Below are 12971 nucleotides of genomic sequence, written 5' to 3' on the forward strand. Positions count from 1 at the left end.
CCCTAAGGGATCGGCAGGCACGGGACATGAGCAAAGCAAGACGATCAAGCCTTTCAGCGCGCTTCCTTGGCGACCGGCGCGGCAGCACCGCTTTGGAGTTCGCGATGCTTGCGGTGCCATTTGCGCTCCTCGTCTTTGCCATACTGGAGAGCTGCATTTCATTTGCCGGGCAAGAGGTGATGGCCAATATCACCGACGATGTCGCGCGCCAGCTGCGGACTGGCCAGATAAGGCAGGCCAACGTGACCGAGGCGACGCTGAAATCCATGATCTGCAGCCGGCTGGAGATCATGGTCGCCAAGGACTGCCCGGGATTGGAAGTGGATCTGCGCGCGTATCCGAGCTTCGCCGCTGCGGCCCAGGCGGGCTTCAATATCCAAGACGGCGAAATCGCGTTGACCGGCACGACCCCCTCGACTTTTACGGTATCCCCGGGCTTGGCTGAATCGATAAACATGCTGCGGGTTTTTTACAAATGGCCCGTCATGACCGATTTCATGGCCAAGTCGATGGCCAATCTGAAAGACGGCAACACGCTGCATTTCGCATCGATGACCTGGAAGAACGAGCCGTTCGACGACTGAAAATGCAAACCGCTGCGTGGGAAAAGGACGATAGCATGGGGCGTGCGGGGGCACATATGAGGACCGCTTGGATCTGCGCGAAAGCCATACGGTTCTGCCGTGATCGCCGCGGTGTCGCGGCGGTTGAGTTTGCCTTCATCGTGCCCGTCCTGCTGATGATGTATTTCTTGACCATGGAAGCCTCGCAAGCCATCGAGACCAACAAGAAGGTCAGTCGCATCGGCAGCATGGTGGCGGATCTCGTCACCCAGCAGCAGACCGTCACGCCGGCCGAACTCGATGCGATCATGCAGATCGGCAACTCCACCCTTCAGCCGTACAACCGATCGACCCCGGAAATCACCGTCACCGCAATAGAGGTCACGAACGAGCCGACGCCGCGGGTGCTGGTCGCTTGGTCACGCAAGATGGTCGGCGATGCCTTCAGCGCCGGCGCCGCCAAAAACTCCGTCACCACGGTTGCACCGCAGCTCGAGGTCAAGGGCACGTTTCTCGTTCGCGTCGAAAGCAATCTGGCATACGAGCCGATCATCACCTGGTCGGCGGATAGTGAAAAGCGGCTTGGCTTCAGTTCGGCTTTCAACTCGATATCGATGGGCGAAACTTATTATCTCAGGCCCCGCAGGAGCCCGACGATTACCTGCGACACCTGCTGAACGACGGCGCCCGATCGCCATTGCTATCCGTTTGCCTGGTTCCGAATTGCCAATGGCGGCGCGGCCGCCTATGTCTGGGCGGACAGACAAACGATAATAATGATCCCCTGCAATGGCGCGCGCCTTCCTTTTTGTTCTCGATTCCTTCGGCATCGGCGGCGCGGCCGACGCCGAGCGCTATGGCGACACCGGTTCCAACACGTTCGGACACATCGCTCGAGCCTGCGCGGAAGGCCGGGCGGATCGCGAGGGGCTGCGCAAAGGACGGCTTTTCGTACCCAACATGCTCTCGCTCGGCCTGGCGCAGGCGGCGAAAACCGCGACAGGATTCTGCTTCGACAGCGGCGGCCTGCTTGCCTCCGCCTTCCACGGCGCGGCGCAGGAGATTTCCAGCGGCAAGGACACGCCGTCAGGCCATTGGGAAATCGCCGCCTTGCCGGTCCGCTTCGACTGGGGCTATTTCCCGGACACGGTTCCCGCCTTTCCAGCCGACCTGACCGAAGCGATCATTCGCGAAGGAAAGGTGCCGGGCATTCTCGGCAATTGCCATGCTCCGGGCACCGAGATCATCGAGCGGTACGGCGAGGAGCATGTCCGCACCGGCAAGCCGATCTGCTACACTTCGGTCGACTCCGTCCTGCAGATCGCCGCGCATGAAGTTCACTTCGGCCTGGAGCGGCTCTACGAATTCTGCAAGGTGGTGCGCAGGCTGGTCGATCCCCTGAACATCGGACGGGTGATCGCGCGGCCTTTCATTGGCGAAACTGCCGCCAGCTTCGAACGGACGCACAACCGCCGGGACTATTCGGTGCCGCCGCCCGAACCGACCCTGCTCGACCGGCTGACGGCGCGCGGCAGCCGGGTCATCGCGGTCGGCAAGATCGGCGACATCTTCGCCCATCGCGGCATTTCGGAAGTGCGCAAGGCCGCCGGCAACATGGCGATGTTCGACAAGGCGCTCGGCGCGATGGATGACGCGGGCGACGGCGACCTCGTCTTCGCCAATTTCGTCGATTTCGACACCGAGTTCGGCCATCGGCGCGACGTTGCCGGCTATGCCGCCGCGCTCGAGGCCTTCGACCGGCGGCTGCCGGAGGCGCTTGCACGGCTCAGGGAAGGCGACCTTCTCATCCTCACGGCCGACCATGGCAACGATCCGACCTGGCACGGCACCGATCATACGCGCGAACGCATTCCGGTGATCGGTGCCGGACCGGGCTTTGGCGGCGACATCGGGTTGAGAGCGACGTTCGCCGACATCGGTGAAACCGTCGCCGAGCATCTTGGGTTGGCACGCGGCCGTCACGGCACCTCCTTCTACACAGCGATAGGCGGCCATGCCTGAGTTGCCTGAGGTCGAAACGGTGCGGCGGGGCCTGCAGCCGGTTCTGGAAGGCGCCCGCATCGCCCGCGTCGAGGCGCGCCGGCCCGACCTGCGCTTTCCGTTTCCCGAGAATTTTTTGGAGAGGCTGACCGGCAAGACGATTACGGCGCTCGGCCGCCGGGCCAAATACCTGACGATGCACCTGGAAGGCGGTCCGGTGCTGATCTGCCATCTCGGCATGTCGGGCTCGTTCCGCATCGAAACCTCCGATGGCAGCGAAATGCCCGACAGCAGCGAAATGCTGGGCGCGTTTTATCATGAGCGCCCGAAGGCCGCGGTACACGACCATGTCGTCTTCCATATCGTCTCTCCCCAAGGCGCCCGGTCCCGGGTGACCTTCAACGATCCGCGCCGTTTCGGCTTCATGCTGTTTTCGGAAGGAGCGCCTGACACCCATCCGATGCTGGCGGGGCTTGGCGTCGAGCCGACAGGCAATGCGTTGGACGGCGAGCTGCTCGCCTCGCTGCTGAAAGGCCGGAAGTCGCCGCTAAAGGCAGCACTTCTCGATCAGCGGCTGATCGCCGGGCTCGGCAATATCTATGTGTCGGAGGCGCTGTGGCGCGCCGGCCTGTCGCCGTTGCGCGAGGCGGGCACCATCGCAAAGCCTGGAAAGAAGGCCAAACAGCAGCGCGACGCCCTGGCCGAAGCAATCCGCGCGGTGATCGCCGATGCGATCGCCGCCGGCGGATCGTCGCTGCGCGACTATGTGCAGACCGACGGGTCTCTGGGCTATTTCCAGCATTCGTTCGCGGTCTATGATCGCGAGGGCGAGCCCTGCTCCAAGCACGGCTGCAGCGGCCATATAGAACGCATCGTGCAAAGCGGGCGTTCCACCTTCTATTGCCGGAGCTGTCAGTTGTAAGCTAGTTCGTTTGCGCACCACGTCTTCGTCATCCCAGGGCGAAGCAAGGAGCGAAGCGACGCGGCGCAGACCCTGGGATCCATTCCGTGACATCACCCGAAGAATGCAACGGCCCAGAACGGCGCTTGCATCCGCAACGGTGACAGTTACCCTTCTACCATGATCGGCTATGCCTATATGACCGCAAGCCAGAAGCGCGGCACGATCTACATCGGCGTCACCAACGATCTTGGCCGTCGCATGCCGGAGCACAAATCCGGCGAAGGCTCGCGCTTTACCAGCCGCTACGGTGTGCAGCGCCTGGTCTGGTACGAGGAGCACTTCGACATTCGTGACGCTATCCAGCGCGAGAAGTCGCTGAAGCGCTGGCCGCGCCAGTGGAAGATCGAGCTGATCGAGAAGACCAATCCAGAATGGTTCGAGCTTTTTCGCGGAACGGGGTGGTAGCGTTTAGTTCTGGGCCGTAGCATTCTTCGGCTGGCATAACGGCATGGATCCCAGGGTCTGCGCCGCGTCGCTTCGCTCCTTGCTCCGCCCTGGGATGACGAAGGGAGGGAGGAACCGAGGCGCCAAGGTGTGAGCTGGCGCGCCTGGATGCAAGGAGATGACCGAGTGAGGAGATACAGTCATGGCCTATGAAACGATTATCGTCGAAACCCGCGGCAAGGTCGGGCTGATCACGCTGAACCGACCGAAGGCGCTCAATGCGCTGAACTCGCAGGTCCTGGCGGACGTAGTCGCGGCCGTGAACGGCCTTTGCGCGAATGCCGATATCGGCGCTATGGTCATCACCGGCTCCGAAAAGGCCTTCGCGGCAGGTGCCGACATCAAGGAAATGCAGGCGATCTCCTTTGTTGACGCCTATGTGCAGGATTTCTTTATCGGCTGGGAAGAGCTCACCCGAGCGCGCAAGCCTGTCATCGCGGCGGTGGCCGGCTATGCGCTCGGCGGCGGCTGCGAGCTGGCGATGATGTGCGATTTCATCATCGCCGCCGACAACGCCAGGTTCGGCCAGCCCGAGATCACGCTCGGCGTCATGCCGGGCATGGGCGGATCGCAGCGCCTGACCCGTTTCGTCGGCAAGTCGAAGGCGATGGACATGTGCCTGACCGGACGGATGATGGATGCGGCGGAAGCCGAGCGTTGCGGCCTGGTGTCGCGTGTCGTGCCCGCCGGCGAATTGCTCGAGGAGGCGTTGAAGGCGGCGGCCAAGATAGCCGATTTTTCGCTGCCGTCGGTGATGATGGCGAAAGAGGCCGTCAACCGCGCCTATGAAACGACACTGGCCGAGGGGCTGCGGTTCGAGCGCCGGCTGTTTCACTCACTGTTTGCACTCGATGACCAGAAGGAAGGCATGGCGGCCTTTGTCGAGAAGCGGAAGCCAAATTTCTCGAACCGGTAGCCAAAATTTCTCGAACTGGTAGATGGCGACGACATCAGCCGGGAGCGAGCGACAGCAGCGGCCAAAAAGAAGGCGAAGCAGCGTTGACGCGCCGGAAAAGCTGAACTATAAGCCGCACCAACCGAGGCGGCCCTGTGGCTGCCCGTTTGTTTTTTGCGCCTTGCGGCATCCCGCATGCGCCCACCAGATCAGAAGAGAGGCATCATGGCCAATACCTCCTCGGCCAAAAAGGCAACGCGCAAGATCGCCCGCCGCACGGCGATCAACAAGAACCGCCGCTCGCGCGTGCGGACCTACATCCGCCAGGTCGAAGAGGCGCTCGCCTCGGGCGACAAGGCGGCCGCGCAGGCTGCTTTCAAGGTGGCTGAGCCGGAATTGATGCGCGCCGCGAGCAAGGGCGTGGTGCACAAGAATACGGCATCCCGCAAGGTGTCGCGCCTGGCCCAGCGCCTCAAGGTGTTGTCGGCCTAACCCGGATATCCGGGCTGATATACCTTTACTAAACTTGTCCTTTTCAGACCCGGCCGCTCGTGCCGGGTTTTTTCGTTTGCCGGCAAGTACTTAAAAAGAAAGCCCGCAAGCAACACCCCGCACGATTTCGAAGTTCGAATTGCTTTGCCGGCATATACATGCCGGCTGACAGGCGTAGCCGCTGAAAGCGTTCACGGCGAAAATATCAACTGTCGAAAATCACCTTTATTTTTCAAACGGTTGCGGACGGTCATCCACAGCTTGTTCACATCGGGTGCGAGGGATGGGGGACAATTGCCTGTCAAGAAAATTATTTGATAAAATTTCGCGCGACGCGGCCTTTTTCACATTCGCCGGAAAAGGGTTTGAATCACAATGGGTTTGTCAAAACAAGCCAGTGCAACGCAGGCTCCGAACACGTTTGCGCTAACCACATTCCTTAAAAATCCGTTAGTCGTGGCCTTGCCCTATCCACAGCGATTTCGCTAAGGTCTGTCTATCGAGAGGGACGGGCCGTTGGCCCTTAACCCAGCCTGAATCGGCCAGCACAAAATGGCAGAATTCATGACGCGGATCATCTCCGCGTACGGGTTTGGTTTGCCTTTTCGATACGGTAGGGGAATGGCGTAATTGTACATGGCAGATCAATGACGCGCCGGCGTTTCGCCGGGCGGAATTGTATTGCCCTGACATGACCAAAGCGGGCTGGCTCCGAGGAGCCGGCGCCGGTTCCCCGACAATGAGGCGACATCAGCTGCCGGCGGCGGCGATGGTGTCGCTGTGAGGACACGGTCGCCGGAAACATGAATGCAGGAGGCGCATTCCCGGCGGAAAAAGGTACAAAAGGACAAGGAACTCGATCATGCAGAGCGGCATCGAAAGGGAGCTTACGGGCGACCTCCCATTCCCTGGGACCTTAACCGGAGGGGACGCTATGTCGGCTTCCATCGACGCGGAACAAAAGTTCGACCGGGTCAAGGCCCAGTTGAAGGCGCGTCTGGGAACCGAAGTCTATTCGAGCTGGTTCGGGCGCATGAAGGTCGCCGAGGCGTCCCGGGGCATTGTCCGCATCTCGGTGCCCACCGCCTTCCTGCGCTCGTGGATCAACGGCCACTACCTCGACCTCATCGCCGAGTTGTGGAAACACGAGGATCCTGAAATCCTCAAGATCGAGATCGTCGTGCGCACCGCTACCCGCCCGGGGCGCAACGGCGTCGAGCCCGAAGTGGCCCCGGCGCGCAAGATGACCAGGCAGGCGCAAACGGCGCTGGCCGCGGGAACAGCGGCCCCCGGCAGGGTGGAGCGGGTACCGGCACCTCGCCCGGGAATGCCTGCCGAGACCGAGTTCCGGCACAATGTGCTCGGTTCGCCGCTTGACCCGCGCTACACGTTCGGCTCCTTCATCGAAGGACCGTCGAACCGGGTGGCCTTCGCCGCCGCCAAGGCGGTGGCGGAATCGCAGTCGAGCGCGGTGCGCTTCAATCCGCTGTTTCTGCACGCGACGGTGGGGCTGGGCAAGACGCACCTGCTGCAGGCGATCGCGGCGGAATCGCTGAAGCAGAATCCGAAATCGCGCGTCGTCTATCTCACGGCCGAATATTTCATGTGGCGGTTTGCCACCGCGATCCGCGACAACAACGCGCTGACGCTGAAGGAACAGTTGCGCGACATCGACCTCCTCATCATCGACGACATGCAGTTCCTGCAAGGCAAGTCGATCCAGCATGAATTCTGCCATCTGATCAACATGCTGCTCGACAGCGCCAAGCAGGTGGTGGTCGCCGCCGACCGGCCGCCGTCGGAACTGGAATCGCTGGAGCCCCGCGTCCGCTCGCGCCTCAACGGCGGCGTCGCGCTCGAAATGTCGGCGCCGGATTTCGCCATGCGGATCGGCATGCTCAAGCTGCGCCTTGCCACCGCCAAGGCCGACGATCAATCGCTCGACATCTCGGAGGAGATCCTCAACCATGTCGCCCGCACGGTGACCGGCAGCGGGCGTGAACTCGAAGGTGCGTTCAACCAGCTTCTGTTCCGCCAGTCGTTCGAACCGCAGATCACCATCGACCGCATCGATGAGATCCTCGGCCACATCTATCGTTCGGGCGAGCCGAAGCGGGTGCGCATCGAGGACATCCAGCGCATCGTCGCGCGCCACTACAATGTGTCGAAGACGGAACTTCTGTCCAACCGGCGCACCCGCACCATCGTCAAGCCGCGGCAGGTCGCCATGTACCTGTCGAAGGTGATGACACCGCGCTCCTTGCCGGAGATCGGGCGGCGTTTCGGTGGCCGCGACCACACGACGGTGCTGCACGCCGTGCGCAAGATCGAGGACCTTTCAGGCGTCGACAACACGCTGGCGCAGGAGCTCGAATTGCTGAGAAGATTGATCAACGATCAGGCCTGACCGGCCCGAAAAACAAAAGCGTGTCGCGTCTGGATGGCCGCGACGCGCTCGTTATCTCCGTCCTTATGCACGTCGTTGCCGCAAAAACCGCCGCGCACCCTCGGGCCTGACCCGGGCTGACCCGAGGGCATACTTTTGGGCGACGAGCATTGGCTTGCGGGCTTCGCCGGTTTTATCCCAAGAAAGCCCGCGTAACCGGCCCGAACCGTCAGCGCGGGCTTGCGTTCACCGGTTTTTTCCTGTCAGTTTGTGCAGATTCTGACCTGTTCAGACCTTTCGCGGGTTGCCGCTTGCCGGAGACCCGCCCATTCATTCAAGCGAGCCTGTTTCGTCATGCGTGTTATCCTGGAACGGTCAAATCTCCTGAAGTCGCTCAACCACGTTCATCGCGTGGTCGAGCGGCGCAACACCATACCGATCCTGTCGAACGTGCTGCTGAGCGCCGAAGGCGCCACCCTTGAAATGAAGGCGACCGACCTCGACCTGGAAGTGACCGAAGCCACGCCCGCCAAGGTCGAGCGCGGCGGCGCGACGACGGTTCCGGCGCACCTGCTCTACGACATCGTGCGCAAGCTCGCCGACGGCGCCGAGGTCATGCTGAAGACTGACGAGGACGGCAACGCCATGACGGTGACCTCGGGCCGCTCGAGCTTTCGCCTCCAATGCCTGCCGCAATCCGATTTCCCGGAGCTTTCGGCCGGATCGTTCTCGCATATCTTCCGGCTCGATTCGGTCGCGCTCAAGGGCCTGATCGAGAAGACCCAATTCGCCATCTCCACCGAAGAGACGCGCTACTACCTGAACGGCATCTACCTGCACACGCATGACGCCGACGGCAAGCTGAAGCTGCGCTCGGTAGCGACCGACGGCCATCGGCTGGCGCGCGCCGAGATCGACGCGCCGGCAGGATCGGAAGGCATGCCGGGCATCATCATTCCGCGCAAGACGGTCAGCGAATTGCAAAAGCTCGTCGATGACCCGGATATCGCGGTGACCACCGAATTGTCCGACACCAAGATCCGCTTCACCATCGGCAGCGTCGTCTTGACCTCGAAGCTGATCGACGGCACCTTCCCGGACTATCAGCGGGTGATCCCGACCGGCAACGACAAGAAGCTGATCATCGACCGCCAGAGTTTCGCCGCCGCCGTCGACCGCGTCTCGACCATTTCGTCCGAACGCGGCCGGGCGGTGAAGCTTTCGATTGGAGAAGGCCAGGTCACGCTTGCTGTCAACAATCCGGATTCGGGCAGCGCCACCGAAGAACTGGCCGCGGATTATTCGTCCGACGCGATCGAAATCGGCTTCAACGCCAAATATCTGCTCGACGTCGCCGCCCAGTTGACCGGCACCGAGGCAAAATTCATGCTGGCGGATGCCGGCTCGCCAACGCTGATCCACGACATGGCCGACGAAACCACGCTCTACGTGCTGATGCCGATGCGGGTCTGATGCATGTCGCGCAAAAGTGTGCAGCGGTTTTGCGATAACGACTTGCATAAAACAACAACCTAAAGCGCGTCGCATGAGGCCGGTCAAACGCGGCGCGCTTTAGGCCCGAACGAGGCCATCTTGCTGTCATGACCGGAGTTGCGAAGCAGCCTGAGCGCGATCAGCAGACTCATATAAGTAAGCTTTCGCTTACCAGTTTCCGCAATTACACAACACTGTCGATCGATCTCGATCCCGGCCCGGTGGTTTTTTCCGGTGACAATGGTGCCGGCAAAACCAATCTGCTGGAGGCGATTTCCCTGTTGACGCCGGGGCGCGGCCTGCGCCGTGCGCCTTATGCCGACGTGGCGCGCGAAGGCGGCGACGGCGGCTTTGCCATTCATGCCCGGCTCGATGGGCCGGACGGCCCGGTCGAGATCGGCACCGGCATCGCAGGCGGCGACGCCGCCGAAGGCGGCCGGCGGGTGCGGATCAACGGCGCGGCGGCGCGCTCGGCGGAGGACATGCTGGAATGGTTGCGCGTCGTCTGGCTGACACCGGCGATGGATGCATTGTTCACCGGGCCGGCCGCAGATCGGCGGCGCTTTCTCGACCGGCAGGTGCTGGCGATCGATCCGGGCCACGGCCAGCGCGCGCTCGACTACGAAAAAGCGATGCGCGGCCGCAATCGACTGCTCGCCGAAGGCTCGCGCGACGGCGCTTGGTTCGATGCGATCGAGACGCAAATGGCCGAAACCGGTGTGGCGATTGCCGCGGCGCGTGCCGAACTGGTGCGCCTGCTCGCCGCCATGATCGACAGGCTGCCAAGCTCCGGTCCCTTTCCGCAAGCCGACATCGGCCTGTCCGGCGCGCTGGAAAGCGAGGTCGCAACCAGCGCGGCTGTCGATGTCGAGGAGCGGTTCCGCCGCACTCTTGCCGAAGCGCGCGATCGCGACCGCGCCGCCGGGCGCACGCTCGACGGGCCGCACCGGTCGGATCTCGTGGTGCGGCACCGACCAAAGGCGATGCCGGCCGAACTCTGTTCGACCGGCGAGCAGAAGGCGCTGCTGGTCGGCATGGTCCTGTCGCACGCCCGGCTGACCGGCGAGATGTCTGGCATGACGCCGATCCTGCTGCTCGACGAAATCGCCGCCCATCTCGACGCGGGCCGACGCGCCGCGCTGTTCTCGATCCTCGAAGAGCTGAACTGCCAGGCTTTCATGACCGGGACCGATGCGGCGCTGTTTTCCAGTCTCAACGGACGCGCGCAGTTTTTGACCGTCGATCATGGGGCGGTTAGGCCGACTATAGCGAGTAGCGAGTAGCGAATGGTGAATGGTGAATGGTGAAATAAGGGTGCTCTCGGTGCTCGCTACTCACTTACTCACTACTTTCACTACTCACTACTCACTACTCGCTATTCGCTATTCGCCCGCTGCGTACCTCGATGGCCAAGCTCGATGGCAGGCTATATGGTCCGGCGATGATCACCACCGCGCTCACCGACGAAGAACTCGAACGCTACGCCCGCCACATCGTGCTGCCCGAGATCGGCGGCGCCGGCCAGCAGCGACTGAAGCGGGCTCGCGTCCTGGTCATCGGCGCCGGCGGGCTGGGAGCGCCGGTGCTTGAATATCTTGCCGCAGCCGGCGTCGGCACACTCGGCATCGTCGACGACGACAGCGTCTCGCTGTCGAATCTGCAAAGGCAGGTGATCCACGGCACCGGCGCTGTCGGCATGGCGAAGACCGACAGTGCCAAGGCGGCGATCGCCCGCATCAACCCCAACGTCGCCGTGGAACTGCACAATCTCAGGCTGACGGCGGACAACGCCCCTGCCCTTGTCGCCGGTTATGACATTGTCGTCGACGGCTCCGACAATTTCGAAACCCGTTATGCGGTGGCCGACGCCTGCGCCGTGGAAAAGCGGCCGCTGGTCCATGCCGCCGTCGGCCGCTTCGACGGCTCAGTGACCGTGCTGAAACCGTTCGAGACCGGCACGGACGGCAGGCCGAATCCGAGTTATCGCGATCTGTTTCCGGAACCGCCGCCGCCGGGCCTGGTGCCATCCTGCGCCGTGGCCGGCGTGCTCGGCGTGCTGACCGGCGTCGTCGGCACGCTGCAGGCCATGGAGGCGATCAAGCTGATCGCCGGCATCGGCGAGCCGCTGGTCGGCCGGCTGCTGCTTTACGATGCGTTGGCCGCGCGCTTCGACACTATCCGCTACAAGAGCAGCTAGATTTTGGGCAGCCTGGTTTCCGTCGCGCAGCTTCCGGCCGATTTCGACCGTTGGGACGAGGTGCTGGCGCTGATCATGCGCGCCTTCGCTGCCATGGACGGCGTCATCGATCCGCCATCCTCGGCGCATCGGCTCACGGTCGAAAATCTCCGGGACAAGGCCCGGCAGGAGACGGGCTTTGCGGCGCTGAAGGGCGGCAGGATTGTCGGCTGCGTTTTTGTCCTGGAGCGGGCCAACGATTTCTATGTCGGAAAGCTCGCGGTCGAACCTGACTTTCAGGGACAAGGCATTGCCAGGCAGCTGATGCAAGCTGTCGAGGACCTTGCCCGCGACCGCGGCAAGCCTGCGATCGAGCTTCAGACGCGGATCGAATTGACCGCGAATCACGCGGCCTTTGCCCGCCTCGGCTTTCGCGAAACGGAACGGACGGCGCACAGTGGCTATGACCGTCCGACCTCGATCACCATGCGCAAGGTGCTTTCGTAAGCCTACGCTAACTTACGATGGCAGCCGGTCACGTCCGCAGCGGCAGCACGCGATCCGGCGGCCGATGGCCATCGAAGAAGGCGCGGATGTTGATGATCACCTTCTCGCCCATGTCGATGCGGCCTTCGAGCGTCGCCGACCCCATATGCGGCAACAGCACGACCTTGCCCTTGGCGGCGAGCTTCAGCAATTTGCTGTTCAGCGCCGGCTCATGCTCGTAGACGTCGAGCCCGGCGCCGGCGATCTTGCCGTCCTGGATCAGCTTGACCAGAGAGTCCTCGTCGATGATGTCGCCGCGCGCCGTGTTGACGATGTAAGCGGACGGTTGCAGAAGCGCCAGCCGCCGCGCCGAAAGCAGATGGAAGGTCGCCGGCGTCGACGGACAATTGACCGAAATGATGTCCATGCGGGCAAGCATCTGGTCGAGGCTTTCCCAATAGGTCGCCTCCAGCTCATCCTCGACCGCGGCAAGCACGCGATGGCGGTTGTGATAGTGGATCGACAGGCCAAAGGCCTTGGCCCGCCGGGCGACGGCGGTGCCGATGCGGCCCATGCCGACAATGCCGAGGCGTTTTCCCCAGATACGCCGGCCGAGCATCCAGGTCGGCGACCAGCCGGCCCATTTCTTGTCGCCGGTCAGCACATTGGCGCCTTCCGCCAGCCGCCGCGGCACCGCCAGCATCAGCGCCATGGTCATGTCGGCGGTATCTTCGGTCAAAACGTTCGGCGTGTTGGTGACGGTAATGCCCTTCTTCGCTGCTGCTGACACGTCGATCTTGTCGACGCCGTTGCCGAAATTGGCGATCAGCTTGAGGTTGTCACCGGCCTGGGCGATCAGCGCCGCGTCGATTTGATCGGTTATGGTCGGCACCAGCACGTCGGCTTCCTTGACCGCCGCGACCAATTCCGGCTGCGTCATCGGCCGGTCTTCGACATTCAGCCGGGCGTCGAACAGCTCACGCATGCGGGTCTCGACCGGGTCGGGCAGCTTGCGCGTGATGACGACGAGGGGCCTTTTTCTGCCTACCATTGTTTCCTCGAACCCGACC

13 protein-coding genes are annotated in these 12971 nt (G+C 62.6%); 12 read left to right on the forward strand and 1 reads right to left on the reverse strand.

Annotated elements, in window-relative coordinates; all coding sequences use genetic code 11:
* The first annotated feature begins 26 nt into the window (after positions 1–26).
* The 12 genes from AC0L3H_RS07250 (at position 27) to AC0L3H_RS07305 (ending at position 11922) form a co-directional block, all read left to right on the forward strand.
* Entirely contained in the window at positions 27–584 is a 558-nt protein-coding gene (locus AC0L3H_RS07250) for a TadE/TadG family type IV pilus assembly protein (protein ID WP_473584983.1), read from the forward strand.
* A gap of 35 nt (positions 585–619) precedes the next feature.
* Positions 620–1240 carry a TadE/TadG family type IV pilus assembly protein gene (locus AC0L3H_RS07255; protein ID WP_473585055.1) on the forward strand — a complete coding sequence of 207 codons (621 nt, stop codon included), beginning with the start codon at positions 620–622 and terminating at the stop codon, positions 1238–1240.
* A gap of 112 nt (positions 1241–1352) precedes the next feature.
* On the forward strand, positions 1353–2585 hold the full coding sequence (locus AC0L3H_RS07260; RefSeq protein WP_473584984.1) for a phosphopentomutase: 1233 nt from the start codon (positions 1353–1355) through the stop codon (positions 2583–2585).
* Positions 2578–3486: a bifunctional DNA-formamidopyrimidine glycosylase/DNA-(apurinic or apyrimidinic site) lyase gene (mutM, locus tag AC0L3H_RS07265; RefSeq protein ID WP_473584985.1), complete on the forward strand. Its 909-nt coding sequence runs from the start codon at positions 2578–2580 to the stop codon at positions 3484–3486. The genes AC0L3H_RS07260 and mutM overlap by 8 nt, the downstream gene beginning before the upstream one ends.
* 159 nt (positions 3487–3645) lie before the next feature.
* On the forward strand, positions 3646–3933 hold the full coding sequence (locus AC0L3H_RS07270) for a GIY-YIG nuclease family protein (protein ID WP_473584986.1): 288 nt from the start codon (positions 3646–3648) through the stop codon (positions 3931–3933).
* 181 nt (positions 3934–4114) lie between these two features.
* Complete coding sequence (locus AC0L3H_RS07275; protein ID WP_473584987.1) at positions 4115–4888, forward strand: enoyl-CoA hydratase; 774 nt, start codon at positions 4115–4117, stop codon at positions 4886–4888.
* Positions 4889–5092: 204 nt separating this feature from the next.
* On the forward strand, positions 5093–5359 hold the full coding sequence (gene rpsT, locus AC0L3H_RS07280) for a 30S ribosomal protein S20 (protein WP_023802137.1): 267 nt from the start codon (positions 5093–5095) through the stop codon (positions 5357–5359).
* 934 nt (positions 5360–6293) lie between these two features.
* A complete protein-coding gene (gene dnaA, locus AC0L3H_RS07285; protein ID WP_023802135.1) occupies positions 6294–7766 on the forward strand; it encodes a chromosomal replication initiator protein DnaA in 1473 nt (490 codons plus the stop codon).
* A 333-nt stretch (positions 7767–8099) separates the two neighbouring features.
* Positions 8100–9218: a DNA polymerase III subunit beta gene (dnaN, locus tag AC0L3H_RS07290; RefSeq protein WP_023802134.1), complete on the forward strand. Its 1119-nt coding sequence runs from the start codon at positions 8100–8102 to the stop codon at positions 9216–9218.
* Positions 9219–9346: 128 nt separating this feature from the next.
* Entirely contained in the window at positions 9347–10522 is a 1176-nt protein-coding gene (gene recF / locus AC0L3H_RS07295) for a DNA replication/repair protein RecF (protein WP_473584988.1), read from the forward strand.
* A 158-nt stretch (positions 10523–10680) separates the two neighbouring features.
* Positions 10681–11436, forward strand: a complete 756-nt coding sequence (locus AC0L3H_RS07300; RefSeq protein WP_473585056.1) for a molybdopterin-synthase adenylyltransferase MoeB — start codon at positions 10681–10683, stop codon at positions 11434–11436.
* A gap of 3 nt (positions 11437–11439) precedes the next feature.
* The gene (locus tag AC0L3H_RS07305; RefSeq protein ID WP_473584989.1) at positions 11440–11922 is read left to right on the forward strand and encodes a GNAT family N-acetyltransferase; all 483 of its coding nucleotides are present in this window, start codon (positions 11440–11442) and stop codon (positions 11920–11922) included.
* Positions 11923–11950: 28 nt separating this feature from the next.
* Here AC0L3H_RS07305 and AC0L3H_RS07310 read toward each other — a convergent pair whose 3' ends face one another.
* Positions 11951–12952 carry a 2-hydroxyacid dehydrogenase gene (locus AC0L3H_RS07310; RefSeq protein ID WP_023802130.1) on the reverse strand — a complete coding sequence of 334 codons (1002 nt, stop codon included), beginning with the start codon at positions 12950–12952 and terminating at the stop codon, positions 11951–11953.
* Between the last annotated feature and the right edge of the window lie 19 nt (positions 12953–12971).

This window comes from Mesorhizobium sp. WSM4816 (genome assembly GCF_055811535.1).